At 49.8% G+C, this 26,925-nt stretch carries 27 protein-coding genes and 1 pseudogene; 23 read left to right on the forward strand and 5 right to left on the reverse strand.

Annotated features, from left to right (window positions below):
* Positions 1 to 39: 39 nt before the first annotated feature.
* The 3 genes from selD to G5B47_RS16925 all read left to right on the forward strand — a co-directional run bounded on the left by selD (position 40) and on the right by G5B47_RS16925 (position 3,619).
* Positions 40 to 1,089, forward strand: coding sequence for a selenide, water dikinase SelD (gene selD / locus G5B47_RS16915; RefSeq protein WP_165100373.1), 1,050 nt, complete (start codon positions 40 to 42; stop codon positions 1,087 to 1,089).
* A 22-nt stretch (positions 1,090 to 1,111) separates the two neighbouring features.
* The gene (gene mnmH, locus G5B47_RS16920) at positions 1,112 to 2,185 is read left to right on the forward strand and encodes a tRNA 2-selenouridine(34) synthase MnmH (protein WP_165100376.1); all 1,074 of its coding nucleotides are present in this window, start codon (positions 1,112 to 1,114) and stop codon (positions 2,183 to 2,185) included.
* 216 nt (positions 2,186 to 2,401) lie between these two features.
* Positions 2,402 to 3,619, forward strand: coding sequence for an MFS transporter (locus G5B47_RS16925; protein ID WP_206107405.1), 1,218 nt, complete (start codon positions 2,402 to 2,404; stop codon positions 3,617 to 3,619).
* Positions 3,620 to 3,739: 120 nt separating this feature from the next.
* On the opposite strand, the gene G5B47_RS16930 is transcribed toward G5B47_RS16925, so the two are convergent.
* A complete protein-coding gene (locus G5B47_RS16930; RefSeq protein WP_165100379.1) occupies positions 3,740 to 4,600 on the reverse strand; it encodes a helix-turn-helix transcriptional regulator in 861 nt (286 codons plus the stop codon).
* A gap of 245 nt (positions 4,601 to 4,845) precedes the next feature.
* Here G5B47_RS16930 and melA point away from each other — a divergent pair, with 245 nt between their 5' ends.
* The 8 genes from melA to G5B47_RS16970 all read left to right on the forward strand — a co-directional run bounded on the left by melA (position 4,846) and on the right by G5B47_RS16970 (position 12,276).
* On the forward strand, positions 4,846 to 6,144 hold the full coding sequence (gene melA, locus G5B47_RS16935) for an alpha-glucosidase/alpha-galactosidase (RefSeq protein WP_165100381.1): 1,299 nt from the start codon (positions 4,846 to 4,848) through the stop codon (positions 6,142 to 6,144).
* A 140-nt stretch (positions 6,145 to 6,284) separates the two neighbouring features.
* Positions 6,285 to 7,100, forward strand: a complete 816-nt coding sequence (locus tag G5B47_RS16940) for a DUF2935 domain-containing protein (protein WP_025334888.1) — start codon at positions 6,285 to 6,287, stop codon at positions 7,098 to 7,100.
* Between the two features lie 148 nt (positions 7,101 to 7,248).
* Positions 7,249 to 8,067: an endonuclease/exonuclease/phosphatase family protein gene (locus G5B47_RS16945; protein WP_165100383.1), complete on the forward strand. Its 819-nt coding sequence runs from the start codon at positions 7,249 to 7,251 to the stop codon at positions 8,065 to 8,067.
* Positions 8,068 to 8,260: 193 nt separating this feature from the next.
* Entirely contained in the window at positions 8,261 to 10,171 is a 1,911-nt protein-coding gene (locus G5B47_RS16950) for a heavy metal translocating P-type ATPase (RefSeq protein ID WP_328804563.1), read from the forward strand.
* A gap of 119 nt (positions 10,172 to 10,290) precedes the next feature.
* Positions 10,291 to 10,590 (forward strand): metal-sensing transcriptional repressor, encoded by a 300-nt coding sequence (locus G5B47_RS16955; RefSeq protein ID WP_165100385.1) that lies wholly within the window; start codon positions 10,291 to 10,293, stop codon positions 10,588 to 10,590.
* 116 nt (positions 10,591 to 10,706) lie between these two features.
* Positions 10,707 to 10,991, forward strand: coding sequence for a hypothetical protein (locus tag G5B47_RS25955; protein WP_165100388.1), 285 nt, complete (start codon positions 10,707 to 10,709; stop codon positions 10,989 to 10,991).
* 80 nt (positions 10,992 to 11,071) lie between these two features.
* Positions 11,072 to 11,854: an MGDG synthase family glycosyltransferase gene (locus G5B47_RS16965; protein WP_165100391.1), complete on the forward strand. Its 783-nt coding sequence runs from the start codon at positions 11,072 to 11,074 to the stop codon at positions 11,852 to 11,854.
* Between the two features lie 215 nt (positions 11,855 to 12,069).
* Entirely contained in the window at positions 12,070 to 12,276 is a 207-nt protein-coding gene (locus G5B47_RS16970) for an MFS transporter (protein WP_168129056.1), read from the forward strand.
* Between the two features lie 521 nt (positions 12,277 to 12,797).
* Here the strand turns inward: G5B47_RS16970 and G5B47_RS16975 are convergent.
* Both G5B47_RS16975 and G5B47_RS16980 read right to left on the reverse strand, forming a co-directional pair.
* Positions 12,798 to 13,262 (reverse strand): copper amine oxidase N-terminal domain-containing protein, encoded by a 465-nt coding sequence (locus tag G5B47_RS16975; RefSeq protein ID WP_165100396.1) that lies wholly within the window; start codon positions 13,260 to 13,262, stop codon positions 12,798 to 12,800.
* A 43-nt stretch (positions 13,263 to 13,305) separates the two neighbouring features.
* Positions 13,306 to 14,508 carry a hypothetical protein gene (locus tag G5B47_RS16980; RefSeq protein ID WP_165100399.1) on the reverse strand — a complete coding sequence of 401 codons (1,203 nt, stop codon included), beginning with the start codon at positions 14,506 to 14,508 and terminating at the stop codon, positions 13,306 to 13,308.
* A 478-nt stretch (positions 14,509 to 14,986) separates the two neighbouring features.
* Between G5B47_RS16980 and G5B47_RS25695 the strand changes: the two are divergent.
* From G5B47_RS25695 to G5B47_RS16995, 3 genes and pseudogenes are all read left to right on the forward strand, one after another.
* Positions 14,987 to 15,288 (forward strand): annotated as a pseudogene (locus G5B47_RS25695) (IS5/IS1182 family transposase); the annotation flags it as partial.
* A 246-nt stretch (positions 15,289 to 15,534) separates the two neighbouring features.
* Positions 15,535 to 16,716, forward strand: a complete 1,182-nt coding sequence (locus G5B47_RS16990) for an MGDG synthase family glycosyltransferase (protein WP_165100401.1) — start codon at positions 15,535 to 15,537, stop codon at positions 16,714 to 16,716.
* 180 nt (positions 16,717 to 16,896) lie between these two features.
* The gene (locus G5B47_RS16995; RefSeq protein WP_165100404.1) at positions 16,897 to 17,694 is read left to right on the forward strand and encodes a GNAT family N-acetyltransferase; all 798 of its coding nucleotides are present in this window, start codon (positions 16,897 to 16,899) and stop codon (positions 17,692 to 17,694) included.
* Positions 17,695 to 17,809: 115 nt separating this feature from the next.
* On the opposite strand, the gene hmpA is transcribed toward G5B47_RS16995, so the two are convergent.
* Positions 17,810 to 18,991: an NO-inducible flavohemoprotein gene (hmpA, locus tag G5B47_RS17000; RefSeq protein WP_165100761.1), complete on the reverse strand. Its 1,182-nt coding sequence runs from the start codon at positions 18,989 to 18,991 to the stop codon at positions 17,810 to 17,812.
* Between the two features lie 153 nt (positions 18,992 to 19,144).
* On the opposite strand from hmpA, the gene G5B47_RS17005 reads away from it, so the two are divergent.
* The gene (locus G5B47_RS17005) at positions 19,145 to 19,588 is read left to right on the forward strand and encodes an RrF2 family transcriptional regulator (protein WP_165100407.1); all 444 of its coding nucleotides are present in this window, start codon (positions 19,145 to 19,147) and stop codon (positions 19,586 to 19,588) included.
* 98 nt (positions 19,589 to 19,686) lie between these two features.
* Here the strand turns inward: G5B47_RS17005 and G5B47_RS17010 are convergent, their stop codons facing one another.
* Positions 19,687 to 20,796, reverse strand: a complete 1,110-nt coding sequence (locus G5B47_RS17010; RefSeq protein ID WP_165100410.1) for a sensor histidine kinase — start codon at positions 20,794 to 20,796, stop codon at positions 19,687 to 19,689.
* 442 nt (positions 20,797 to 21,238) lie between these two features.
* On the opposite strand from G5B47_RS17010, the gene G5B47_RS17015 reads away from it, so the two are divergent.
* The 8 genes from G5B47_RS17015 to tatC (G5B47_RS17050) are packed head-to-tail and all read left to right on the forward strand — an operon-like array spanning position 21,239 to position 26,823.
* Entirely contained in the window at positions 21,239 to 22,138 is a 900-nt protein-coding gene (locus tag G5B47_RS17015; RefSeq protein WP_165100412.1) for a hydrogenase small subunit, read from the forward strand.
* A gap of 15 nt (positions 22,139 to 22,153) precedes the next feature.
* A complete protein-coding gene (locus G5B47_RS17020; RefSeq protein WP_165100414.1) occupies positions 22,154 to 23,572 on the forward strand; it encodes a nickel-dependent hydrogenase large subunit in 1,419 nt (472 codons plus the stop codon).
* A gap of 2 nt (positions 23,573 to 23,574) precedes the next feature.
* On the forward strand, positions 23,575 to 24,051 hold the full coding sequence (locus G5B47_RS17025) for a HyaD/HybD family hydrogenase maturation endopeptidase (protein WP_165100416.1): 477 nt from the start codon (positions 23,575 to 23,577) through the stop codon (positions 24,049 to 24,051).
* Positions 24,044 to 24,385 carry a hydrogenase maturation nickel metallochaperone HypA gene (locus G5B47_RS17030; RefSeq protein ID WP_165100418.1) on the forward strand — a complete coding sequence of 114 codons (342 nt, stop codon included), beginning with the start codon at positions 24,044 to 24,046 and terminating at the stop codon, positions 24,383 to 24,385. Before G5B47_RS17025 ends, G5B47_RS17030 begins: the two co-directional genes overlap by 8 nt.
* Complete coding sequence (gene hypB, locus G5B47_RS17035) at positions 24,386 to 25,048, forward strand: hydrogenase nickel incorporation protein HypB (protein ID WP_165100420.1); 663 nt, start codon at positions 24,386 to 24,388, stop codon at positions 25,046 to 25,048.
* A 16-nt stretch (positions 25,049 to 25,064) separates the two neighbouring features.
* Positions 25,065 to 25,316 carry a Sec-independent protein translocase subunit TatA/TatB gene (locus G5B47_RS17040; RefSeq protein ID WP_165100422.1) on the forward strand — a complete coding sequence of 84 codons (252 nt, stop codon included), beginning with the start codon at positions 25,065 to 25,067 and terminating at the stop codon, positions 25,314 to 25,316.
* A gap of 21 nt (positions 25,317 to 25,337) precedes the next feature.
* The gene (tatC, locus tag G5B47_RS17045) at positions 25,338 to 26,087 is read left to right on the forward strand and encodes a twin-arginine translocase subunit TatC (RefSeq protein WP_165100424.1); all 750 of its coding nucleotides are present in this window, start codon (positions 25,338 to 25,340) and stop codon (positions 26,085 to 26,087) included.
* On the forward strand, positions 26,080 to 26,823 hold the full coding sequence (gene tatC, locus G5B47_RS17050; RefSeq protein ID WP_165100426.1) for a twin-arginine translocase subunit TatC: 744 nt from the start codon (positions 26,080 to 26,082) through the stop codon (positions 26,821 to 26,823). The genes tatC (G5B47_RS17045) and tatC (G5B47_RS17050) overlap by 8 nt, the downstream gene beginning before the upstream one ends.
* Positions 26,824 to 26,925 lie beyond the last annotated feature (102 nt).

A 26,925-nucleotide genomic window follows, 5' to 3' on the forward strand; every position in this document is an offset into this window, starting at 1 on the left:
TGTGGTTTTTGAATTCATTCCTAAGGAGTTGAGTCTTTCATGTCTCAAACCGAAACAATAAAGCTGACCTCATTATCCAGCAAAGGAGGATGCGGCTGCAAAATTGGCCCGGCCGATCTCATGCAGGTGATCCGGAATTTGCCGAAATCGGTACCGAACCCGAATCTGCTGGTCGGACTCGATACGAGTGACGATGCCGGTGTCTACAAGCTGACCGATGACTTGGCGCTGGTTCAGACGGTGGACTTCTTTACACCGATTGTCGATGATCCGTATTCGTTCGGCCAAATCGCCGCCGCCAACGCGCTGAGCGATATTTATGCCATGGGCGGTAAGCCGCTGACCGTTCTCAACATAGTCGCCTTTCCGATTTCTACGCTGGATAAAAGCATTCTGGCCGACATTCTGCGCGGCGCTGCGGACAAGGTGAGCGAAGCGGGCGCGACGCTGGTCGGCGGCCATTCCATCGATGACAAAGAGCCCAAATTCGGCCTTGCAGTAACCGGGCTTGTGCATCCGGATCAAGTCCGGACCAATGCCGGCGCACAGCCGGGGGACAAGCTGATCCTGACCAAGCCGATCGGAGTCGGCATACTGACCACCTCGATCAAGAAAGGGCGCCTGTCCCCGGAAGAAACCGCGCGGCTGACGGCAGTCATGTCCACACTCAACAAAACGGCGGCCGAAGTGATGGGCTTCTATGAAGTTCACGCCTGCACGGACGTTACGGGCTTCGGCCTGCTCGGACATGCTTCGGAAATGGCGAAGGGCAGCGGGAACGGACTCGTCATCTGGAAAGACGCCGTTCCGGTGCTGCCTAGAGCGCGCGAGCTGGCGGAGGAAGGCTTCGTTCCCGGAGGAACGCGCAACAACTTCGCCCATCTGGAAGGCACGGTCATCTATCCTGAATCGCTGGATCAGATCGGCCGTTATCTGCTGTGCGATGCCGTCACCTCAGGAGGATTGCTGATATCCGTGGCCGGTCACGAGAGCGAATCGCTCCTTGCAGATCTGGCAGCCGCCAGCGTAGAAGGAGCTATCATTGGAGAAGTTACCGCCGAAAATCCGGGACTGATTACGGTGATCTAAGACATAAGAAGGAGAGAGAGCATTGTTTCAGGATATTTCGCTCGAAGAGCTTCGGGCGCTACAAGCACGCAAAGAGATGATTATCATCGATGTCCGCTCCCCATCCGAGTACAGAGATTCAACAATTCCCGGCAGCCTGAATATTCCTCTCTTCGACGACGCGGAGAGGGCGGAAGTCGGCACGCTGTACAAGCAGACAAGCATTCAGGCGGCCAAAGACCGCGGGCTGGAGCTGGTCTCCGCCAAGCTCCCGGCATTTATCCGGCAATTCGGGGAAATTTCAGGGAATAAGGCGGTGTTCTGCTGGAGAGGGGGCATGCGAAGCCGGACGACTGCGACTCTGCTCTCCTTGATGGACATCCATGTGTACCGTCTGACCGGAGGATACAAAGCCTACCGGAAATGGGTCGTCGAGACGCTGGAATGCTATGATTTCAAGCCGCATTCCTATATCATTAACGGCAATACCGGAACGGGCAAAACGGCGCTGCTGCACCGTCTTCTCCATCACGGGAATCCCGTGATCGATCTGGAAGGCTTGGCGGGGCACCGGGGCTCGATCTTCGGACAGGTTGGCCTTCAAGCCAACAACCAGAAGACTTTCGACAGCCTGCTGCTGGAGCAGCTGATCCAGCTTGAACAATCGCCGTATGTGCTGTTTGAAGCGGAGAGCATGCGGATCGGGAAGGTTGTCATGCCGCCGTTCATGGGCCGGCAGAAAGAGACCGGTACCCAGATTCGAATCGAAATGCCGCTTGAAGCCAGGGTTGCGCAGATCATGACGGATTATCGGCCCCATGAGCATCAGGAAGAGATTCTGGCGGCGTTCCGCAGAATCAAATCCCGTATTCATGTGCCCATTGCCGCAGAAATCGACCGGTGCCTGATTTCCGGAAACTTCGAGAATGCGGTCCTGTTGCTGCTGGAGCATTATTATGACCCGAAATACGACTATACCGCCGAACAGTACGGCGAATCCGAAAAAATCACGCTGACCGTAAACAATGTGGATGAAGCCGAAAAGGCGGTAGCCGCTTTGCTGCAGGAACGTCATTTCGGGTCTTCGAGCCTTGTAGAACGGCGTTTGCATGTGTAAGGAACGGCCACAACCCGGTCTTCAGTGGTGAAATTTCACTTATTAAGCTTGGATTACTCCGCATGAATCTTTAATCCCCGGACCCCCGGGGATTTTTTGTTGTTCTTATTTTAGACTCATATCCGGTGAAATCTATCATTTGACAACGGCTGATATAATATAAACTAAACGATAGCCGCTATATTATTTGTAGCTGGAAACGGAGGATAAACCGCTATGACTTCTTCCATTGCCGAAATGGATTCCGGCAGACACAGGAGGGGATTATCGAGCGGCCTGATTCTTATGCTCGCCATAACGTCCGGACTGGGCGTAGCCAACCTTTATTACAATCAGCCGCTGCTGGCCGACATTGGACGCGCCTTCAGCGCGTCTCCGAGCGAGGTCGGATATGTCTCCATGTTCACGCAAGTCGGCTATGCCTTGGGCATGCTGCTGTTCGTGCCGCTTGGGGATATCCGCGAAAAACGCAAACTCATTTCACTGCTGCTGATCTGTGTCGCCCTGTCATTGGTGGGCTTTGCCGAATCCCGCAGTCTTGGGTGGATGTATTTCGCCAGCTTTGCGATCGGCTTCACGACCGTTGTTCCGCAGATCATTGTTCCGCTGGCGGCGCAGCTGGCACAGCCGGAGGAGAGAGGAAGGGTCATCGGGACGGTCATGAGCGGCCTGCTGTTCGGTATTCTGCTTGCCCGCACCGTTTCGGGCATTGTCAGCGACCTGTTTGGCTCGAGATCTATGTACTGGATTGCGGCTGTCTGTATGCTGCTGCTTTCCCTGCTCATGTATCGCCAGCTCCCCGCCACGAAGTCGCAGGTGTCGTCCTCTTACGGCGCGCTTCTTCGCTCCATGCTTCAGCTCGCCCGGAAGTACGCCACCCTGCGCGAGGCTTCCCTGATCGGCGCCTGCATGTTCGGCAGCTTCAGCGTGTTCTGGACTTCGCTGACCTTCTTTCTGGAAGGCCCGCCTTATCATTACACCAGCTCGATTGCCGGGCTGTTCGGTCTCGTCGGCGTCGCCGGTGCGGCCGGAGCGCCGGTCGTCGGCCGGCTGGCTGACAAAATGCCGCCTTATAGAATCATCGGCGTACTTATTCTGCTGACGCTGTTATCATTCGTACTGTTTGGCTTGACCGGCTTCTCCATCGCCTTTCTGATTGCCGGCGTTGTCATTCTGGATCTGGGTATCCAGGGGACGCAGGTCAGCAATCAGGCAAGAATCTATGCCCATGAGCCCGCTGCCCGAAGCCGCATCAACACGGTGTTCATGGTCAGCACCTTCGCCGGCGGCTCTATCGGCTCTACGCTGGGTAGCTTCGCGTGGCATACCTGGGGCTGGACAGGCGTCTGCCTGGCCGGCGGCGGCCTGGTCTTCGCCGCGTTTGCTGTATGGTCCCTACACCGCCTGACCGGACGAAAGCCGCAGTGCGCATGACATACGGGTCATGCTGAACTCTGCCAGAATAAACCTGCCCTATGGCATCAGACCGTAGGGCTCACATCCCAGGATGCACAAATACTCACAATATAAGGTCGCGGTCTCCGTCCGATTCCCCTAAAATGGAGTAAGCCCGCTTCGGTATTCGCTTGGTGACTGTCCGAACCAACTGCGGAACTGCTTGGAGAAGTAGAGCGCGTCGTTGAACCCGACGGATGATGAGACCTCATCTATCGTAAGCGCTCTGCTGGCTAGCAATTCCTTTGCTTTGTCCATCCGGATCTTCATCAGATACTGCTTGGGGGACAGACCCGTCCGTTCTTTAAAAGCTTTGGAGAAATGGGCCCGGTGATAGCCCAATGAGGATGCGATCTGGCCGATGCCGAGCTGCTGATGATACTGCAGGGATATCCAGCGTATAGCTTGCTCAACCTGCCGGTCGATCACCTCTGGTGGTTGTGCCGCTCCATTCTCCAGATTACGGCTGACAAGCCCCAATCGGTGAAGCAGCAATCTCATCCAGCCCGACGCCTCCAGGCTTTCCAGCCCGGGGTAGGGCGATTGGAGAAAAGACAGCCGAATCCTTTGGTATAAGGATTGCAGAGCGGCGGCATCGGCGCCCTGAAGCACCGGCTTCTCCGGACTGAGCCCTGCTTCCTTAAGCAGCCGCAAAGCCTGCTCGCCCTGAACCGCCGCCCACACGTAATTCCAGGGCGTCTGCCGATCGGATTCATAGCTGAACAATTCGCCCGGCGTAATGAGAAACGTGTCGCCCGCCTGGCATACATAAGCATGACCCTCGCTTACAAACACTCCTTGACCGGACAGGATTGTATGAATCAAATAGTAATCGTGAACGGAAGGGCCGACTTTATGGCCCGGCTTCGGACTGCCCTCTCCGCTGAACAGAACCGTAAGTTCTCCCGCTTCGGGCTGCAGGTTAATGCCGATTTCAAATTGAAAATGGTCAGAATTCATGAGATCCTCCAGCTTTAAAATGCCTGTATTTTTCGCTAACGCTTAATTAAAGTATACGACAAAACTCCATATGGTCCTTTTATTCCTCCATATAAATTCCTAAGGTTCTGCCCTATAGTAGGAAGAGAAGAAAGGGAACGAAATCACCGGAACACCGCAATTTTCCTGGGTCTTTCAAAGCTTATTTTACAACAAATGCGCTGTGATCCCGTATTCGTCTCCCGACATAAGGAGGAATAGAGTCAATGTCAAAAATTACATTCATCGGAGCAGGAAGCACGGTTTTCGCCAAAAATGTACTGGGTGACTGCATGATGACGCCCGCGCTTCAAGGATTTGAACTGGCGCTGTACGATATTGATGCCCGGCGGCTATCGGATTCGGAGAATATGCTCCTTAACCTGAAGCAGAGCAGCGGCAGCACCTGTGAGATCAAGGCCTACACCGACCGCAAAGAAGCGCTGCGCGGTGCCAAATATGTGGTTAATGCCATTCAAGTGGGCGGTTACGATCCCTGCACCATCACCGATTTTGAAATTCCGAAGAAATACGGCCTGCGTCAGACGATTGCCGACACTGTCGGCATTGGCGGCATTTTCCGCAACCTGCGCACGATTCCGGTGATGCTCGATTTTGCCAAGGATATCCGTGAAGTGTGTCCGGACGCGCTCTTTATGAACTATACGAACCCGATGGCCGTGCTGACGAATGTGATGAACACTTACGGCGGCGTGAATACCGTCGGCCTGTGCCACAGCGTGCAGGTATGCGTGCCGCATATGTTCGAGCATCTGGGCCTGGAGCAGGAAGGCGTTAAGACGAAGATCGCCGGAATCAATCATATGGCATGGCTGCTTGAAGTTATGAAGGACGGGAAGGATCTGTACCCGGAAATTAAAAGACGGGCCGCCGAGAAGCAAAAGGAACCGCATAGCGATATGGTCCGTTACGAAATTATGCAGAAATTCGGCTACTACAATACCGAGTCTTCGGAGCATACGGCGGAGTATCATCCTTATTTCATCAAGCGGAACTATCCCGAGCTGATCGACCGCTTTCAAATTCCGCTGGACGAATATCCGCGGCGCTGCGTGGATCAAATCGAGCGTTGGGAGCATATGCGCGAGGAGCTGGTCAATAACCGCAACCTGGTGCATGAGCGCTCGCATGAGTATGCTTCGTATATCATCGAGGCGATGGAGACGAACGTTCCATACAAAATCGGCGGCAATGTCATGAACACCGGCCTCATCACCAACCTGCCAAGAGAGGCTTGCGTGGAGGTGCCATGTCTCGTCGACCGCAGCGGAATCCAGCCAACCTTTATCGGTGATCTGCCGCCACAGCTTGCGGCGCTGAACCGTACGAATATTAATACCCAGCTTCTGACCATCGAAGCCGCTATCACGCGGAAGAAAGAGCATATTTATCATGCAGCGATGCTCGATCCCCATACGGCGGCAGAGCTGTCCATGGATGACATCGTGAGCATGTGCGACGTTCTGATTGCCGCTCATGGCGGTTGGCTCCCGAGCTATGAATAAATCACCTGAATAGCCGCCTAACGATCAGAGACCCGGTCTTTTTCAAGACTCCGGGTTTCTTTGTTTAATGGAGGTCATAATGGACAAACCAAATCCATATCCCTATAACAGGTCATTTTATGGGCAAAGGGGAGATTGGATTGAACGAATTCGTTGCCAGGTCGCTGGATGAAATACGATTTTGGTCCAGAATAATGAAGGAGCACTCCCTGTTTCTCGGATTGGGCTTCAGATGCGAGGATACTCAGCTAAAAGAGGAGGCCAACCGGTTTTATAAGATTTTCGAGGATATTGAGAGGAGAGCCCACGAATTTCAGGTCAATACCGATCCACAAACGATTCAAGCATTTAATACCGAAGTATCCATTGCCGCGACACAGATTTGGGCGTTTAAACGAAGGGTGCTTGGATTGATCCTGCGCTGCAAGCTGCCCGGACAAACCAACTTCCCGCTGCTGGTAGACCATGTGAGCCGGGAAGCGAATTATTTCAGAAACCGCCTGATAGAACTCAATACGGGGAATCTCGAGCCGCTGCCGGATGCGATTATCGATGAAAATGTATTCTTCTTGAAAATCATGGCCGATCACGCCAAATTCATCGGTCATTTGCTCGACCCGTCCGAACGGAAATTGGTAGAACAGGCGCGGGAGTTCAGTCAAGATTTTGATATGCTGGTGTTCCAAGCGACCGATTTAAGCAGCATGCGCCCTCAATCTCAAACCGTTCCGCTGCTCAGTCAATTCGTCGATGAGAACAAGGTCTCGGTCCAATCCTTGCGCGATTTCAAGAAAACGGCGCGTGATTTAATCAATGAATGCCGGATCAAAAGCATTATTCATCCGTTGCTCGCAGACCATGTATTCCGCGAAGCGGAACGGTTCCTGTTTATTCTCGATATGTTCGAGCGGTCTTTATCGGGCGCCAGGGTAGACAAGAAGGAAATTCTGCATTAGGTAACTCCACTAACAAAATAGTCAGTACGCATGCCGGCAAAATTCTGTTTTGCTGCATGCTTTTTTTTTGACAACCTCCTGAAAAGAAGTATAATTACGATGAAAAAATAGCATTTATTTTACAATAGAGAAAGCCAGGGGATTTGTCTTGAAAATACTGACTTTGAATGCCCATGCGTGGATTGAAACCGACCAGATTAGGAAGATTGAGCAGTTGGCTTCTTTTATCCGGGAGCAGGAGATTGATGTTATTGCTTTGCAAGAGGTCAACCAAACCAAGGCAGAGCAGGCGCTGCCAGGCGGCGTTTTGGAACGCTATTTTGAGGCGGAACCTGGAACAGTGATCAAACAGGATAATTATGCCTTCGTACTGCTGCAAAAGCTCGGGCTGCCGTACTACTGGACGTGGATACCGGTTCATACCGGATTTGTAAAATACGACGAAGGGCTGGCGATCTTGGCCCGCACCCCCATTATCGACGGCTTCAGCGAATACGTGTCGGTTATCCGAGATTTTGAGAATTATCGAACGCGGAAGATAGTTGGTGTCAAGACGGAGACCGGCGGCGAGGAAGCCTGGTTTGTCAGCGGTCATTTCGGCTGGTGGAGCGACGAAGTAGAGCCTTTCCGTAGGCAATGGGATGCCGCGCAGGCGAAGCTCGACACGCTGAAGGCATTTCCGGTGTTTGTCATGGGCGACTTCAACAATGTGGCGGAAATTCGGAATGAGGGCTATGATTACGTCACCCAAAAAGGCTGGAATGATCTCTACGCATCCGCAGTGATCAAGGATGACGGAGCCACGGTCACCAAAGCGATCAAAGGCTGGGACGATAACGAGGGCAAACTGCGGATCGATTATATTTTTTCTAACCGGCCAGTTCAGGCCAAATCCTGCCATGTCGTCATGAACGGCATCAGGGGCACGGTCGTCTCCGATCATTTCGGGGTTGCCGCCGAGCTGTAAGTTTCTCTTCAGAGCGGACTTACAATTCCGAATGCAAATATTTAAAGCGCTCACACTCTTTGTTTGACTGAAATTATACGATTTTTGTCACAAAATAGCTGACATCCTCAATTTACATTAACCCCCCCAGGGGGATATTATTGTGAGAACAATTCTCATTATTTGTGATTATACTTGGGGAGGGAACAGAGAAGTGGGAGAAGTCATACTGGGAAGTGAACAAGAGGAGAAAAGGCCGTTAAAGGCAGTCTGGGAGCAGCATGGAGGCTTGATCATCGCGGCGGCCTGTCTGCTGTTTATCGGACTAGCCTGGATCATGGGCAGAAACGGATTGCAGTCGGGAGAAATTATCTTTTTCATTCTCGCCTATATTGTCGGCGGTTACCGGAAGGCTTGGGAAGGGCTGGAGACCCTGATTAAAGAAAAGGATCTGGATGTCGACCTCCTTATGGTCGTCGCAGCATTGGGGGCTGCCGGCATCGGATACTGGCTCGACGGCGCGATTCTGATCTTTATTTTTTGCCTGAGCGGCGCGCTGGAGGATTATACGATGGAGAAAACGAATCAGGACATCGCCTCCATACTGAAATACCGGCCGGAAGAGGCGGTTCTCCTTAAAGACGGCGGAGAGGTCAAGATCCGGGCGGCTCAGCTGCAAAAAGGCGACATCGTGCTCGTCCGGCCGGGTGAACGAATTCCCTGCGACGGCCATATCCTGGAGGGGCAATCGGCGGTAGACCAATCCTCCATCACAGGCGAATCCATTCCCGTCGATCTTTCCGCCGGCGATACGGTCTTTGCGGGGACGATCAATGGACAGGGGGCGCTGCGGATTCATACCGATACTGGTGCGGAAGATACACTGCTGGCCCGGATCATCCATCTTGTGCAGGAAGCCAAGAACGAGCTGCCGCCAAGCCAGCTGTTCGTGGAGCGTTTTGAAGGCATCTATGCCAAAACTGTGGTGGTGGCCGCACTGCTGCTGATGATCGCGCCTCCGTTTGTCTTGGGCTGGTCCTGGGAAAGTACGGTTTACCGGGCGATGATCTTCCTTGTAGTCGCTTCACCATGCGCGCTTGTCTCTTCCATCATGCCTGCGATTCTGTCCGGCATTTCGAATGCCGCCCGCAAAGGCGTGCTGTTTAAGGGCGGGGTTCATTTGGAGCAGATAGGGGAAGTGAAAGTCGTCGCTTTTGACAAAACGGGGACGCTCACGGTTGGAAGACCGAAGCTGACGGACAGCATTCCTTCCGAAGGCTTCAGCGAACAGGAGCTGCTTACGCTTGCCGCTTCGCTGGAGTATCTGTCCGAGCATCCGATCGCCAAGGCTATTGTCGGTCATGCCAAAGACGCGGGGCTTTCGCTGGAATCGGCGTCGGCAATGCAGGCTGTACCGGGAATGGGCGTCAGCGGAACCGTTAACGGCAGGAACTGCCGCATCGGCAAAAAGGAGCTGCTTGAAAACCTCAAAATAGAAGATGCAGTGCTGGAAACAGCGGACAAGCTTGAAGCGGACGGCAAGACGGTGATCTTCGTGGAGACGGATGGCACGCTTGCCGGAATGCTGGCGGTGCAGGATGTTCTGCGTCCCGGCGTCCGGGAAGCCGTCATGAAGCTGAAGAGCATGAATAAAAAGGTCGTTATGCTTACCGGTGACGCCAAGCTTACGGCGGAAGCCATTGGCCGGGCCGCCGGCGTCGACGAGGTTCACGCAGAGCTGATGCCCGATCAGAAGCTCGCGCTGATCCGGCAGTTGACCGAGCGGCACGGCAAGGTTGCCATGGTGGGCGACGGCGTCAACGATGCGCCTGCGCTGGCCGCTTCCGCCGTGGGAATCGCGATGGGCTCCGCCGGAACCGACGTTGCGCTGGAGACGGCGAACGTTGTGCTGATGACGGACGACATTTCCAAAATCCCGTTCGCCATTTCACTTGGACGGCGCGCTCGCAGAGTCATCCGGCAGAACCTCACGTTTGCGCTTGCCGTAATTGCCGTGCTGGTTGTATCCAACTTCTGGGGCGGCATCAATCTGCCATCAGGCGTGGTCGGCCACGAAGGAAGCACGCTGGCCGTTATCCTGAGCGGACTAAGACTACTACGCTGATTTCCTTTGGGCCGAAAGGCAGGAAAATTGCCCCTCCGAAGCGACTCTTGATATAATAGACAACAGCATGGCCGTCATTAGAATCAGCTTAAACAGAGAATAATCGGAGGGGTACGCATATGGGTCAGGATTCCGGTGTTCACGAACACAATTATGAGCATAAGTACCGTAAGCAGATCGTCAACAGATTAGCCCGGATTGAAGGCCATATTCGCGCAGTGAAGGAAATGACCGCCGAGGACCGGGACTGCTCCGAAGTGCTGCTGCAAATCGCAGCCGTACAGAAGGCGCTGGACAAGGCGGCCAAATTGATGCTCAAGGATCATCTGGAGAACTGTGTCGTCCAAGCTGTTCATCACGGCAATGAAGGCAAAGTGCTGGAAGACCTCACCAAAGCGCTGGACAGCTACATCCGGTAATAACCAAATATTCAGACATGCCCCGATTACCTCTCGGGGCTTTGTTTTTTTTTTTGCATAATTTTCGCGTATGGGTAATTAATAATATAAACGCTTGAATACAAAGGAGCCTACAAATGAACCCAGACCCAGTTGTGCTAATCGTATCATCCGCGTTCGGAGACGGTCATGTCAAAGTGGCTCAGGCAATTGAGCAGTCGTTTCGGGCAAGAGGCGTTGACCGTGTGCACATTGTGGACCTTTTTGCCCGTGTTCATCCCTGGCGGAACGGGGTTTCCCGGGCTTTTTATTTAAAGAGCGCTATCTATGCTCCAAATCTTTACGGAATCATGTACAATATGACACGTAAAATGAAGCCGGATTACCCGTTAGGGCAATTTTTGCATTCCATGGAAGCATAAAGTAAGGAAATTCCTGAATGGCTTGCGGCCGGATCTAATTATTCACACCTATCCGTATTTAGCCTTTTCACAGCTTGGAATTGAGTCCTGCAGACAATGTTCCGATTTTTACGGTTCTGACCGACTATTGCCTGCAGGGAAGATGGTTTCATCCCCGCACCATAAAGTATTTTAACCCCAGCGAAAGTATCAAGCTGGAACTGATGAAGGTTGGCGTAGCCGAAGAAAGGATCTCGGTCAGCGGAATTCCAGTCCGTGCGGCATTTGCTGAGTCCGCAGATCATGCTGTGCTGATTCGGAAGCATGGGCTGCGGGAAGACCGGCTAAATATTCTGTTATCTGCGGGGGCCAACGGCGTTTCCACCAAGGTTCGTAAAATATTAAAAAGCGTGCTGGAGCATACCGATTTCGAATCCATTGTACTCTGCGAAAATAATCAAAAGCTCCGCTTGTCGATAGAGGCGGACTACCGGAATAATAAACGCGTTCATATTCTCGGATATACCGATGAAATCCATGAACTGATGTCCGTCTCCCTCTGTCTGCTGACCAAAGCAGGTAGAATGACCCTTATCGAAGCTTTAGCGCTATCGCTACCCGTTATTGTGTATTGTCCTCTTCCCGGCCAGGAAGCAGGAAACGCAAAGGCGCAATCCCGTCAAAAAGTGCTATATATCGCGAGCACGGAAAAAGAATTGATAGGCCGTCTCCTGCTGCTGGAAATGAAGCCTTACCGCGAGGAAATTACACGTCAGATGAACGACATTTCCCAGAAGAACGCAGCCGAGCGAATTGTAAGCGAGGTCCTGGAGATTCTGGAACACCGTCCTTCATATCTGGGGCAACCGGTACATTCACTGTAAGTGGAAGGGAAAGCGAAGACTGCTTATGGATAACCGCTAATAAGACAGAGGCGCTAGGTACAGCCATCGCCCGCTTGGGTCTGGCTCTCTTTTTCATAGAGTGGGTGGGGGCCTTTATAAACAACTTTTGCAGTGAACCATCTCGGTCTGTTCCACTCCAGACTATCGCTAGCGCTTCTAATCGCGGGGGATCTGCCGCGCTGCTCATGGTGCCCATGGGCAGATTATACGATATGATCGGCGGCAAATGGTTCCTGGTGCTGGGCTTCGCCGTATTTTCAACATCGATGTTCCTGCTGACCTCCGCAGCTTCTTTTGTTAGTGTCGTCGCTCTGGCGCTTATAATGGGCTGCGCCTACGCTACTTTACTCCCTTTCTGGAACGCGCTGATGGCGCGTGATATATACCTGAGAGCTCGGTAGGAAAAGCAGGGGGCTGCTGTTCTCGGTTGAAGGTCTGGGGGCTGTGATCAAGAACTTGGCCGACGCCGAGATTCTTCCGGTTTTTTTAATATAGATCTCTGAGCAGATATTACTATTCAAGCGCACAACAAAGTAGAACTTCCAACTGGCAGTTCTCGGAAGGAAGTTAATGTGAAATAAAGAGGGTGTAGTCACCCCTTTGTAACCGAAGATCCATTCGCTTCAAGTTGTTTAATCATTTGATTCTGTTTACGTTGTTCGCTTTGGGAGCGGAAACGTTCCAAATATTCTTGCCCGAGTTCATCGTAAGGTCGCGTCAAAAATCGGTTAGCGCGGGAGATGGGTAGAAGACTGAAGATCAGATCGTCCGAGGATCTGCCCAGCTTAAATTAAATAAACAGGCGTCGGTAAGCTACCGACGCCTGTTTGCATCCTAGATGTTTTTTCAATGTCAAACAAATGGTCTTGGCCATATCTCCACAAACAAACAAGAGGGTATCTCTTGTTTGTTTGTCTCTCATTTAGCTTGTAGTAATATCTACATGTAAAATACCATCAACTTTCTTAACGTTAACAGTAGCTCCCAGTACTTCAGAAATATATCTCAGTGGCACCATGACACGGTTAGGATAACTCGGCATTACAGGAGCGTTAGGTAATGTCATTTTCTCACCATTGACATAAGCTGTTTTGCTGCCAACAGTTAATTCTATCACCTTACCATCTTCCGACTTAATTGTAACTTTCTTGGCTTGCTTATTCCAGCTAACGGTAGCTCCAAGGTTTTCCGAGACAAATCGAATTGGCACATAAGATGTATTGGTTTCTTGCTCAATATATGGCCCAGCATCATATCCTCCTGTACCATTATCAATCAGAACGTTATTTACTTTAACATCAATAGTAAAAATTGCTCTTGCACTGGTTTGGCAGCTAAAGATAAGCGAAGTTACAAGTAAAGCGGGAAGAATAAGTTTCTTCATCATGATGTGCAATTTCTCCTTTTTGGATTTTACTGAGATTATTTATTTAGTTTACTGAAAAAGTATATTTTTCAGTATGAGTGGAAGTGTTATTTGAATAATCAATTAAACCACCATGTGTCCAAACATCATTACTTAAGCCTGAAATGCTACTAGGATATGCTGTACTAGAACTATTATTGGTAAGAAATCTCATGTTATTCCAGATAGCAGGCGTAGTGAATCCATAATGAAAAGATGTAGTAGTACTAGGTGAATTATTCATAGCGATAGCAGTAACACGTTTAACGGATCTTCCTGAACTCCCTAATCCATTAAAACGAACAACATAAATATCTGAATAGTTTATTTGTTCACGGATTGTTAAGGTAGAATCTGTAGTGTAGTAGTACACTTTATATCCATTAACTGTATCACCATTATTAAATTTCATGCCCCTATAAACATAAGTTTTATCTGTGTTAGGTTGAGGATAACCATTGTCATCCCCTGTTGTTACTGTGTGAGATGCTTTAGCATGAAATATTGGATACCATCCGACTGGGGTCGATTGAGAAACTAATGCTTCAAAACCCACTTCTGCAACTGAATCAACACCAGTATATAAGTAGGCAGTTTCTTGATAATTATACGCACCATTGATATTATAGGTTGGTAATACTACAGAATCTGAAACCACGCCATTATAAATGTTTAACGAAGTACTAGCTGGTGTTTGAAGACGATGAAACGCACCAGTTTCCTTACCAGAGGTATTCCCCTGATTACCTATAAATGATAGCGTAGTAGCATCAAAAAGCAATCCATTAGAAAAACTGCTATCAGTTAAAGTCTGAGGTTCCCCTTCATATGTAGATCCTGTTGTACTTGTTTCTTTTTGATCAAATTCAGATATTACATCCCCCTTCTTAGAAGAAGTTGCACTAACTAAATCACCATTTTGATTAATATCCAAAATTACAACTTCTGCATCTTCAAGCTTTTGAATGTTTTGTTTTGTTTTACTGTTCACTTTGTTTTTTTCCATAACTCTATCTACAACTTTATTAAAATCTGCGTTATTCAGTTGGGAGATACCTTGTACAGAAGAGAGGTTTGCAGGGTCCATCTGTATTTCTTGTTCAATAGCTTCTTGTATATACTGTGTGTAGATGTTATCTGTATCCTTAGCTTGAGCATTCACTGAAAAAGCTGGTACAGCAGTAGAAAAAATCACCGCTGAAAGTATAATCTTCGTAATTTTAAGCATTTTGCTTGTCCTCCTATTTTTTATGAATTGTGAGTATTATATAGAAAGCTGGCCAGCATTTCTTCGTATTGAAGGACTATTATATGTAAATTTATAACATATATTAACATGTATACAATTATATATCAACCTATTTATTCCAATTAATTCCCATTTAATAAACATAATATAGTAATTATAGAAATAATCACAACCCATTCAAGTAGACTTTCCAATTGTCAATAAGATTGTCGAAATTGTTTTCAGGACGATTTTAATTCAGGCTTCACTGATATCAAACTGCACCTTTGCAGGAGACCACTGAAAAAGTTCCTGAACTCCAAAAAGAGACAGTTTCTCATTTTTTATGAGGAGGCTGTCTCTTTTTTTCGGTATAATTAGCGTAAACAATTGAAGGTTGGTGATCCCGATGCTTCCGAAGCAACAAAGCTTGATCTTGAGTCCGACTTTATAATATACTCATTCCCGGTGAATGGACGAACTGGTGGACTTTACCTTTGTCTACGAGGAACTCAACTAAAGCTATTGCCACGACAACGGACGCACTGCGCAGGACCCGGTCCGGATTTTTAAATATTTGCTACTCAAATCCATCTTCAACAAATGCGGCTCAAGGACATGAAGCTGTCGGATCTGCTCATTGGCAAAACGGTTGAAATCGCCATGGAAAAAGGGGGCATCCGCAGTACATCCATTATTGTAGATGAAACCCATACCAAGGCCAGCTATACCCAAAAATCGCCGCAGGATCTATGTTTCAGCAATGCGAAGCGTTTAAGGCCATGGCCAAAGAACAGTACAAAAAGCAGTCAGGCTCATCTCTTCTTATGAGAGCAAGCAAATAGATGACATTTCATTCGGAAATACGTGAATGATTGTTGTCTTTTTTGATGGATCTCTTTCATCTCTTTGTAAAAGCTATGCTTTTCAGTGGCCCCATACTTTGCTCGGGGCTTTGTTTTTTTGCATAATTTTCGCGTATATGTAATTAATAATAGTAATGCTTGAATGCAAAGGAGCCTTCCGATGAACCCAGACCCTGTTGTGCTTATCGTATCATCCGCGTTCGGAGACGGTCATGCCAAAGTGGCTCAGGCAATTGAGCAGTCGTTTCGGGCAAGAGGCGTTGACCGTGTGCACATTGTGGACCTTTTTGCCCGTGTTCATCCCTGGCTGAACGGAGTTTCCCGGGCTTTTTATTTAAAGAGCGCTATCTATGCTCCAAATCTTTACGGCTTGATGTACGGTGCGACGAGCGCAATGAAGCCGGAAGATCCTTTGGGCAGACTGCTTCATTCGATGGGAAAGCGGAAAGCAAAAGGCATTTTGGAGTATATCCAGCCCGACGTCATTATTCACACGTTTCCGTATCTGGCCGCTTCAGAGCTGGGTAAAGAGTCCGCGAGTGAGGTACCGGTCTTTACCGTAATAACGGACTACGTGCTGCACGGCAGGTGGATTCACCCCCATACGATGAAGTATTTTATCCCTACGGAAAAGATTAAAGAGGCGCTGCTGGCGGCTGGCATCGACGAGCAGGCGATTAAGGTCACCGGGATTCCGGTTAGAGATGCGTTCAGGAAATTTCCGGACCCGGCCAAGGTGCTGCGGAAGCATGGGTTAAAGGATGGCCGGCGCTATATTCTCCTTGCCGGAGGAGCGTATGGGGTGATGTCGAGAGTCCGGAATATTTTAAAAAGCGTGCTGGACCGTACCGAATTTGATCTCATCGTGCTCTGCGGGAACAATCATCGGCTCCGTACGTCACTGGATAACACATACCGGAACAATTCCCGCGTCCACATCTTGGGATATACCGACGATGTGCATGAGCTGATGAGCATTTCCTTCTGCCTGCTGACCAAAGCGGGAGGGGTGACGCTGACGGAGGCGTTCGCGATGTCACTGCCTGTTATTGTGTACCGTCCGCTCCCCGGCCAGGAAGCCGGAAATGCGGAATCGCTAACGAGGCAGCAAGCCATTTGCACCGCGTTTAGCGAAGCGGAGCTGCTGGACCAGCTGCGGAGACTTGAAATATATTCTTTCCGGGAGGAAATGAAGAGGCAGATGAGGGCTGTTTCGCATACTGAATCCTCCGGTCTTATTGTAGATGAGATACTGCTGGCGATTAAGGAGCAGACGTCTTATGCAGGACAGCCGCTCAATGAGCCTTCAGGTAAAGGCAAGGCAACATCCGCCCACGGATAGCGACAGGAAAGAAGTTATTCCTGCCTGCCAATCTCCGCGCGGCGTCTTTTTTTAATTGCGCTTGGACAGACTTCATGCCAAAATATAGATTTATAAGGCCGAGTATTCTTTGCACCAGTCGTTGCTTGTAACACCGCAGTTCAATCGCAGTTATCTTAATTATCGGTAGGGGGATGCCGGATGATTCGCAAGCTTACGGACGACGATCGCCAGGCGCTGCTGGCTTTTTTGGGTCAAGCGCCTGCGCTTAATCTGTTTCTGATCGGCGACGTCGAGAATTTTGGCTTTGAGCAGGATTTTCAGGAGATATGGGGAGAATTTGATTCTGCAGACGGGAGGCTGAAGGCGGCGCTCCTGCGCTATGAGCATAACTATTTGCCTTACGCGGACGGACCGTTTGATGTGGACGGCTTTGCCGAGCTGATGCTAAGGGACGACCGGCTTGAAATGCTTTCCGGATCGTCAGATCTGGTTGCACAATTTCGTGAGTTGATGAGCTTTCGAAAAGAAAAAAAATTGTTCTTTGCGGAGCTTACATCGCTGAATGAAGCCGGGGATAGGTCTCCACATGCCGGGGCCTCGGTCCGGCGGGCAGAGATTTCCGATGTGGAGGCCGTGTGTACGCTAATGGACGGTATTGAAGAGTTCGAAACGAACCCGGACAGCATGCGGTCGGGTATGCGGAGGTCACTGGAGACCGGTACGGGCCGCACCTATCTCATTGAGCGGGACGGGCATGTAGCCGCAACTGCCTCAACGGCAGCGGAAAATTCGTTGTCGGCTATGGTCATCGGCGTAGCAACGCACCCGGATTACCGCGGTCAGGGGCTAGCCACCTCCGTCGTCAGGAAGCTGTGCGCCGATGTCGTCCAGGAAGGCCGCTCGCTGTGTCTCTTTTACGATAATCCGAAGGCGGGGACCATTTACAAACGAATCGGCTTCCGGGATATCGGATTTTGGACGATGATGTATAAATAAGGTCGATCGAATTGGTCTTCTGCTGAACAGAAAACTGGAATGTAGGTAAGCTCAAACGGCGGCCTCTCCCTTAGTAATTCCAGGGAAAAGGCCGCCGTTTACTGCCTGACAAGGACTATTTGTTATCCAGCTGCATTGCCGGTCCAAAGAATTCGTGGTGAATCTGTTCGTTCTTTACACCTATCTCATGTAATTCACGGATAATGGATTCCATGAATGGAACCGGTCCGCACACATACACGTCTCCGGCAGTATCGACAAACTCCTCCAGAACTTTGCGCGAGATGTAGCCGTCCGGTTTATCCGAAAAGAACGTTTTGTACTTCACATTACTCATATTTGCTGCATGTTTTTCCACTTCGACTTGAAAAGCGGCAAGCGCTTCATTACGCGCAGCATGCAAAAAGACGGTCGGCCGGTCAGGCGTTGTGGTCGATACCGTTTCGAGCATGCCTATCATCGGCGTAATGCCGACACCGCCTGAAAGAAAGGCCACTGGTGTTGGTTTCGCTGGGTCGAGAATAAATTCACCGGCAGGAGCGCTCACTTCGACGGTATTCCCTTCTTGGACCTGTTCGTGAAGATAGAGCGAGACGACGCCATTTGGGTCCTTGTCGGCTTCGCGTTTTACCGAGATTCGGAACTCATCCGGTCTTGGTGCCTGGGACAGGCTGTATTGACGGATCATCATATACTTCTCACCCGGTATGGAAACGCGAATGGAGATGTATTGACCCGGTTTGTATTCCGGAACATTGGAGCCATCTGCCGGCTTTAGATAGAAGGAAGTAATGGTGTCGCTTTCTTTTACTTTCTGTGCAACAATGAACGATTTAAAGAAGTTCCAGCCGTTGTCTTGTTCCCGCGACTCTTTGTACATGTTGGCTTCGACGCTAATAAAGGCATCTGCGATGACACCGTAGGCTTCCGCCCATGCGCCCAGAATGTCATCCGTCGCCGCTTCTCCTAATACTTCCTTGATTGCTTTCAGCAAATGCTCGCCGACGATCGGATAATGTTCTGCCTTGACCCCGAGGCTGACGTGCTTATGCGCAATTTGGACAACTGCCGGCAAAATATTCTCCAGGTTGTCAATATGAACAGCCGCCGCATATACCGTATTCGCAAGTGCTGCCTGTTGGCGGCCTTGAGCCTGGTTGGTATGGTTGAAAATGTTCAATAATTCAGGATGAGCAGCAAACATATTCCGGTAGAACACCGATGTAATTGCAGTGCCGTGGTCCGCCAAGACAGGGGCTGTCGATTTGACGATGTCTCTTGTTCTTTGGGATAATATGATGATTCACTCCTTTTCAATTCGATAGCTTAACTATAAGCTTTTCCTAAAATTAAAGATATATTCAAAATACATCTTTAACAAAATGGACAAAATATTTAAGTCGAATTGTAATAATAATCACATACTGCACGCTTGAGCAGGAGGGTAATGATGAGACTTACGATGTACACTGATTTTTCCTTGCGGATTCTGCTGTATCTGGGGACGAAAGAGCGCAGCGAACGATCAACCATACAGGAAATATCGGATGCGTATAACATATCCAAAAACCATTTGGTCAAAGTTGCACACGAACTTGGCAAAGCGGGGTATATCGAAACAGTGAGAGGAAGGGGAGGCGGCATCCGGCTAGCGCATACACCGGGTGAAATCAACATAGGCGAAGTCATTCGGAGGATGGAAGACGATTTCCACCTCGTCGAATGCTTCAATCCCGCCGGGAACCATTGTCCGATTACCCCGGTATGCGGTCTGAAAGGCGTACTCGGGCGAGCACTCAATGCGTATTTGCAAGTGCTTGACGAATACACGCTGGAGGATCTGCTGGTGAACAAAAACGGGCTGAAAATGATTTTACAGCAGCAGGATGCGTAAAGAGCCTGACCCAGACTGACGCATACTTTGAGAAAATGAAAAAACTCATGCCTTTTGAAGGTAATGAGTTTTTTTGTGCAAAAATCGTAATAGAATTGTTAACTTTTCTTGAATTTCAGTATGAATTCGGTTTCGTTATCGGTGGAGCAGAAGGAAATGTTTCCTTGGTGGTTATCCATAATCTTCTTGCAGATCGTAAGACCCAGCCCCGTCCCATGCTCTCTACCCGTTACAAATGGCTGGAACAGTTTGCGCTGAATCTCATCCGGAATTTTGGGTCCGTTATTCGTTATTTTGAGGATGGTCCACCGATCGTCTTCAGCACCGGAGATCCATATCCGTCTCTCTCTGCCCACACTGCTGAGCGCATCGATGCTGTTGTTTAGCAGGTTCGAGATCACCTGTTGAGTCGGCGTCTTTTGTACATAAAACGTCAGCTCTTGCGGCAAATCGACGGTCAGCTCGATGTTATTGTTGATCAGCAGCGGATTGATGAGTACCAGCGCAGATTGTATTTGTTCTCTGACGTTCAGCAGTACGAAACTTTCCTCAACCGGTTTTTTGGAAAAGGTAAGAAAGCCGGTGATTTGACTCTGGATCAAATCGAACTCGGTCTCGATAATGTGGATGTAATTGTCAACGAGAACGAGTGACTCTTCCGGCAGACGGTCCCGGATCAGTTTGATAAACCCTCGAATGGAAGTCAGCGGATTGCGGATTTCATGGGCCATACTGGCCGCCATTTTTCCGATCAGACTTAGTTTATCGTCATGCAGCTCATCCAGCCTTTGTTCCTGATCCTCCAGCTGTGCATGGGCATGGACCGAATAATACAGGGAAACTTGTCTCTCATAAGTATCAATCCGCTCGCTTAGAAGGGCCAACACTTTCATCAACTTTCCTTCATCCAGCGGCGCATCCGAAAGCGCTTTAAACACTGATTGACGGAATAAATGGGAACTGTGCATGACATGCACGATCGGCACTTTTTTTAGAAACAGAATTTGGCACCATTCCGGTAAATGCTGAAAAAGGGGGTGCCCCTGGACAGGAATATGTACGGCTGTGACCAGATCAAAATAGAGCTTGCCATGCTCTCTTAATTTGTCCAAATTATAGAAAAAGGGATACTCCTTGCCGAATTCGTTCAGCCACCACTCGATGACGGCATCCTTCTGACGGCGTATATATGCAAGCGCCTGCTCCATCCATTAATCAGCTCCAATGATAGTAAAATTTAACATTTACCTGATCAAAAGATTCATGCTATCAAATAAATTTCTGTTTTAATTATAACGAAGATTATCGGAGATCACCATAGAATGAAGCCGGATATAGGATTATGGAAGCGGTTCATAGGGCCCGAAGTCATAGTTGACATTGTACCTATTTTGTATAAATGAAACGTTTAAACTACTATTCGTACGCGAATTCAATCTCGACATCATTCAGCCTTTCTCACCAACACCCTCCTAAACAGCCCCTCGATTCTTGAAGAAGATCGTCAAATTTTAGGTAATTTATCCAAAAGTTTTCAATTTGTTCATTGATCTTTCATTCCCTTTCACTTTATAATCTGGGTGGATTTTTCATTGTAAGAAATCAATTCCATGTACGTGCGACTCCCAATCGACGAAAAGGAGAGATTTAATGAGAATCAACAGAAGAGATTTTCTCAAGTGGTCGGTGGCAGCTGTGGCAGCGCTGAAATTGGAAATGGATATGGACAAGCTGAACACGGTTATGGCGGCGGACACGGATCCTCCGGTCATTTGGCTGCTGGGATCGGGTTGTTCGGGCTGCAGCATTTCCACACTTAACGTGACGAACCCGACTACCATCGAAGATGTGCTTCAGAACAAAATCAGTATGAAGTATGACAGCACGATCATGGCGGCGTCCGGTGAAAGTGCGATGCAGGCGCTTGAAAATGCGGCGAACCAGTATAACGGACAATTCATTCTCGTGATCGAGGGCGCTATTCCGGGGGGAGCCTCCAAGAACTACTGTATTATCGGTGAGCAGGACGGGGTTCCGCTCACCATGTATGATGCTGTGCTCAAATATGGACCGAAAGCGAAATATGTCGTGGCGGCAGGTACCTGCGCCTCTTTCGGCGGTGTGGCGGCCGCAGCCCCTAACAGCACAGGATGTGTATCTGTGAAGTCGCTGCTGAGCGGCCAAACCGCGAACCCGGTCGTCAATTTAGCGGGATGTCCTGTGAATGCGACGGTAATGGTACAGACGCTGCTTGATTTAATCTTGACTGGTGTACCTTCTCTCGACAGTTACAGCCGCCCGAGTAAATATTTCAACAGAACCGTACACAGTATTTGTCCAAGAAGAGAAACAGAAGAAGTGTCCCAGCCCGGAGTTTACGGCTGTTATGAGGAAATCGGCTGTAAAGGCCCTGGGAACCTATCGCCATGTCCTTCGCTCAAGTGGAACAACCGACAAGGCTGGTGCATCCAATCGAATTATCCGTGCATCGGCTGTACATCTCCCGCATTCCCGTTAAATCCTGTCATTTCCGTCTCAAGCGGCGACTAAGAAAGGGTGATGATAATGAGTACAATTAAACTGGATCCAGTAACTCGTCTCGAAGGACATTTGAAGGTCGAAGTCACGCTGGGCGCCGATAATACGGTTGCTTCCGCTACCGTCGCCGGAATGCTGTTCCGGGATTTTGAGAACATGCTGCTCAATCGGCCTCCAAGGGATGCCTCTTTCCTGACTCAGCGGATTTGCGGGGTATGCCCTGTCCCTCAAGCTGTTGCTTCCTCAAAGGCGGTTGAGAAGATTAAGGGCTTTAAACCAAATCTCCAGGGGCTGATGCTCCGGAATCTGATTCAAGGGGCGAATTTCCTGGACAGCGGAATCACTCATTTTTACCATTTATCGTTACTAGACTATATTCAAGGTCCGCAGATGAGCCCGTGGACGGGAGGCTACACGCAGGATCTTAGGTTCAGTGCCGCCGATACCCAAACGCTGACGAATCACTATCTTTCGGCGCTGCAAATCCGCAGAAAGGCCAATGAAATGGCGGCCATCTTCAGCGGTAAGCTTCCCCATGCCGCGAATATTGTTCCGGGCGGTGTAACGGCGTTGCCATCGGCAACGGAAATCACCAACTTCAGAAACTATTTGAACGATATACAGTCCTTCATTTCCAGCACTTATCAATCGGACGTCAACATGCTGGCTTCGGCTTACAGCGATTACTACAACGTGGGCACAGGATACGGCAACCTGATCACCTTCGGCGTATTTGACACGAATACTTCCGGCGGCTTGTTATTCCCTGCCGGCACTGTCACAGGCGGAACCGTCGGCACATTCAACGAAGCGAACATTAAGGAATACAATAAATATTCCTATTACTCCTCTCCGAGCGGACAAGCCCCGGCAAGCGGCACGACAACAGCGAGCTACGGAAAGAGCGGAGCTTACACCTGGTTGAAATCTCCCCGGTACAACGACACGCCTTTTGAAGCGGGACCGCTGGCCAGAGTGTGGGTAAGCGGCGACTACCGCAATGGCGTATCCGTTATGGACCGGCATATGGCGCGCTACGTGGAAATGGCCAAACTCGTAAGCAATATGCAAACTTGGCTGGATCAATTGACACCAGGGGCCAGCGGCTTTACGAATATCGGCGATCCGGTATCGGGCAGCGCCGCCGGATTAACGGAAGCTCCCCGGGGCGCAATTGGCCATTGGTTATCGGTATCCAGCTCCAAAATTTCCAAATACCAAATCATTACCCCAACCTGCTGGAACGCCTCTCCTATGGACGACGCCGGCAATCCAGGTCCAGTTGAAAAAGCTCTGATTGGCACCCAGGTGGCAGACCCGACGCAGCCTGTAGAGCTGCTCCGCATTGTGCATTCCTTTGACCCCTGTACCGGTTGTTCCGTGCATGTCATGTCCCCAGACGGCGTGGAAATGTCCAAATTTGTCGTGCAGCCGCTTGGCAAATAACGATGAAGGACACCGCGGTCATTGGAATCGGCAACATACTCCTGAAGGATGACGGCATCGGCGTCCATACGATCCGCGAATTGGAGAAAGAAGACCTCCCTTCCACGGTTGAACTGGTGGATGGGGGGACTTCCACTCTGGCCATGCTGAGCTATTTTCTGGAGTGCCGGAAAATTATCGTTATCGATGCGCTCAGGGCCGGCTTGGAGCCCGGAACGATTTACCGGATCAAGCCGGAGGATCTTGCGAGCTACGAGAAGGGGAACTTATCCATTCACGATGTTCAGATTTTTGATGTGGTCCGAATGGCCAGCATGCTCGGCGCCGCTCCGGACGTGATCATATTCGGTATTGAGCCGCAGGAGATTGGCTTTGAACTCGAAATGTCGGATCTCATGAGGAGCAAGATTCCCGACATTATCGGGCTTCTTAAGCAAGAGTTGGGTTTCGCAAGTCAGGAGGAGACGAACTTTGCATGAAGCGGCTATTGTAGAAAGCGCCTTGGAATTAATCCTCGCGAAAGCCGAAGAGCATCATTTGACCAAAATTAGGCGCATCACGGCCAAGGTGGGAGAACTGTCGGGGGCTCTTCCGGAAGCTATGCAATTCGCTTTTCAAAATGCATCGCAGGGAACGATTGCGGAAGGGTCGGATTTCACCATCGAGCAGGTGGAAGCAACAGCCTCATGCGGGAGCTGTGGCATTACGTTTCCCATCCGTTTTTACCATCCCGTATGCCCTTCGTGCGGTGGGTTAGACAATCAGGTCCTTACAGGTTATGAGCTGTATATCGATACGATGGAGGGTGATTAAATGAGCAGTGTTAAAGTGGTTACGAACATCCTGAAGGTGAATGACGAGCTGACTCAAGAGAATAAGAAGCTGATGAACGAGAAAGGCCTGTATGTCATCAATCTGATGAGCTCCCCGGGGTCGGGCAAAACTTCCATTCTGGAGAAAGTGATCGCGAAGTTGAAGGATGAAGTGAAGATTGCGGTGATTGAGGGTGACCTCTATACGACAAAGGATGCCGAAAGAATCGAGGCTCAAGGCGTGCAGGTCGTGCAAATCAACACCGAGGGCGGATGTCACCTGGACGGGCAGATGATCCGTAACGCCTTAAGTCATTTGAACTTGGACGAGACGAACCTGCTGATCATCGAGAATGTCGGCAACCTCATTTGTCCGGCGTCCTTCAAGCTGGGGGAGGATCTGATCATTACCGTATTAAGTACGACCGAAGGAAACGATAAGCCTCAGAAATATCCTCGCATGTTCGAAAAGTCCGGCATTGTCATTTTGAACAAAGTCGATTTGGTGCCCTATACGAACTTTGACAAGGATGAATTCCACAAGGATATCCGGGAAATCAATCCCAAGGCGAAGGTTATTGAAACTTCCTGCCTGACCGGTCAGGGAATTGATGAGCTTTGCGCCTGGTTGAAGGAAACGATCTCGATCTCGAATCCATTATAAAAAAGGAGTGTTCCCTATGCCTCATATTGGTTTTGGCGAACTTATTGTTATTTTGGTTATCGCGTTAATTGTGTTCGGTCCCGGTAAGCTTCCCTCCGTGGGCGGAGCCATCGGTAAAGCCTTCTCCGAATTTCGGAAAGCGGGCAAGGAGTTAACCGGCGAGACTCCCGCTTCCACCGCCACTAACGCGCCTGTTCCTGTTCAAGCTGCCGCTGTTCCCGTTCAGGCAGCTGTCGTTCCTCAAGAAACTAATGAAGTCAAGTCGTAAGGGTCTCATCGGTGAATATTGATGTGGGAGAGCGAAAATATCGTTAAGGCCGTTCGCTGGCTGGGCAAATTCCGCGCCCGCATCCTCGCTGGAGTGCTCTTTGTCATCGTCGCAGCAACGGCTGTATATGCGGTGTCGGACCCGCTTTTGAAGCTTTTGTGTCGACCGCTTCAGGATCAGCCGCTGTTCTATATGACTCCTGTCGACGGAGTGATGACAAAGCTGAAGGTGGCGATGTTCGGGGGAATTGTAGCTTCTTTTCCCGTGCTGGCCGGCCTGATCGTGTCCATGTTCGCCCCCTTGCTTGGACGCGGCATTCGTCTCAAAATATATTTTTTGGCCATACCGCTTGCTGTCGTTCTGTTTGCGGGGGGGATCGCATTTGCCTATGAGTTTATTTTGCCGAACACCGTCGACTTTCTGATCAAGAGCGGACAAGGGGTTCTGAGTCCGATGATTGCCGGGAGCGCTTATGTATCGTTTATGGCCTTCTTTTTGATTTCGGTGGCCCTGGTTTTTGAACTGCCGATCGTGATGGTCACACTGTCGAGGATTGGACTGATTCATTCCAAAATGCTGATGAGAAAACGGAAATTCGCGATACTGGGAATTGCGATCATCCTGGCGATTTTGTCTCCAACCCCCGATGCGTTCTCGCTCTTGGCGGAATCGATACCGGTGGCGGCGCTGTACGAAATCAGCATTTGGACGATTTACCTTCTGGAGCGAAAGGGCATGCAAGGGATGAAGCGTGTGACTACTCATGATTAATTCAAACCGTTTGGACCAAGATACCGATCAACCGGTGCTCGAGCATTTGGCGGAGCTGCGCAGAAGGTTAATTGTGACAGTGGCTTCCGTCATCGTTCTGACCGCCGTCATTTATACGAAAGCGTTCCTGATTGTGGACATTTTAAAAAGATCTGTCGGGAACGAGTTGCTGGATCTGGCGTTTTTTTCGTTAACCGGAGCTTTTGTTCTCAGGGTCAAGCTGGCTTTGATTGCGTCCCTTATCGCGCTGTCCCCGTTCATCGGTTACCAGCTGTTTGCTTTTATCGGTCCCGGCCTGACCGCGAAGGAACGAAAAGTGCTGCTTTCGGCGGTGGTTTATATGGTACCCAGTTTCATTTTGGGTGTCATTCTCAGCTATGCGGTGGTCGTTCCTTCCGTTTTGCGCGCACTTCTCACATACGGAAACTCTTATATGAAGGCGGCTTTGTCGGGTGAGGAATACCTCAGCTTCATTGCCATCCTGTGCGTCGTTTTCGGTCTTGTATTCACTCTTCCTTTTCCGCTCATCACGCTCGGGAAGCTGGGGCTCCTGCGTTCCTCTTGGATGAAAAAGGCGCGGTTCACCATAGTGTTCTCCGTATTGATCGGGGAAGGTTTGCTCGCGTCTGACATCACATCGGTTATCCTGCTGGCCGTTCCTTTGATTCTTATTTACGAAATTAGCCTGAGAGTCGTCATACGAATGGAAAAACGCAGAGAGGCGGCGTCACAGTAACATCTATATAAGATGAACTTGAAAAATGACATAAGAGTAAGGGAGTAACGAAGGGGAAGTTTGGAACTGTAGGAGCGATAGCGACCGCCTTTGTCTCCGGAT

Origin of the sequence: Paenibacillus apii (assembly GCF_011043685.1) — a bacterium.
Taxonomy (GTDB): Bacteria; Bacillota; Bacilli; order Paenibacillales; family Paenibacillaceae; genus Paenibacillus_AQ; species Paenibacillus_AQ sabinae.

Coding starts and splice junctions, on each gene's coding strand:
- selD (WP_165100373.1), top strand. CDS start 40: ATGTCTCAAACCGAAACAATAAAGCTGACCTCATTATCCAGCAAAGGA.
- G5B47_RS16925 (WP_206107405.1), top strand. CDS start 2,402: ATGACTTCTTCCATTGCCGAAATGGATTCCGGCAGACACAGGAGGGGA.
- G5B47_RS16930 (WP_165100379.1), bottom strand. CDS start 4,600: ATGAATTCTGACCATTTTCAATTTGAAATCGGCATTAACCTGCAGCCC.
- melA (WP_165100381.1), top strand. CDS start 4,846: ATGTCAAAAATTACATTCATCGGAGCAGGAAGCACGGTTTTCGCCAAA.
- G5B47_RS16955 (WP_165100385.1), top strand. CDS start 10,291: ATGGGTCAGGATTCCGGTGTTCACGAACACAATTATGAGCATAAGTAC.
- G5B47_RS25955 (WP_165100388.1), top strand. CDS start 10,707: ATGAACCCAGACCCAGTTGTGCTAATCGTATCATCCGCGTTCGGAGAC.
- G5B47_RS16970 (WP_168129056.1), top strand. CDS start 12,070: ATGGGCAGATTATACGATATGATCGGCGGCAAATGGTTCCTGGTGCTG.
- G5B47_RS16975 (WP_165100396.1), bottom strand. CDS start 13,262: ATGATGAAGAAACTTATTCTTCCCGCTTTACTTGTAACTTCGCTTATC.
- G5B47_RS16980 (WP_165100399.1), bottom strand. CDS start 14,508: ATGCTTAAAATTACGAAGATTATACTTTCAGCGGTGATTTTTTCTACT.
- G5B47_RS16990 (WP_165100401.1), top strand. CDS start 15,535: ATGAACCCAGACCCTGTTGTGCTTATCGTATCATCCGCGTTCGGAGAC.
- G5B47_RS16995 (WP_165100404.1), top strand. CDS start 16,897: ATGATTCGCAAGCTTACGGACGACGATCGCCAGGCGCTGCTGGCTTTT.
- G5B47_RS17005 (WP_165100407.1), top strand. CDS start 19,145: ATGAGACTTACGATGTACACTGATTTTTCCTTGCGGATTCTGCTGTAT.
- G5B47_RS17010 (WP_165100410.1), bottom strand. CDS start 20,796: ATGGAGCAGGCGCTTGCATATATACGCCGTCAGAAGGATGCCGTCATC.
- G5B47_RS17015 (WP_165100412.1), top strand. CDS start 21,239: ATGAGAATCAACAGAAGAGATTTTCTCAAGTGGTCGGTGGCAGCTGTG.
- G5B47_RS17020 (WP_165100414.1), top strand. CDS start 22,154: ATGAGTACAATTAAACTGGATCCAGTAACTCGTCTCGAAGGACATTTG.
- G5B47_RS17025 (WP_165100416.1), top strand. CDS start 23,575: ATGAAGGACACCGCGGTCATTGGAATCGGCAACATACTCCTGAAGGAT.
- hypB (WP_165100420.1), top strand. CDS start 24,386: ATGAGCAGTGTTAAAGTGGTTACGAACATCCTGAAGGTGAATGACGAG.
- G5B47_RS17040 (WP_165100422.1), top strand. CDS start 25,065: ATGCCTCATATTGGTTTTGGCGAACTTATTGTTATTTTGGTTATCGCG.
- tatC (WP_165100424.1), top strand. CDS start 25,338: ATGTGGGAGAGCGAAAATATCGTTAAGGCCGTTCGCTGGCTGGGCAAA.
- tatC (WP_165100426.1), top strand. CDS start 26,080: ATGATTAATTCAAACCGTTTGGACCAAGATACCGATCAACCGGTGCTC.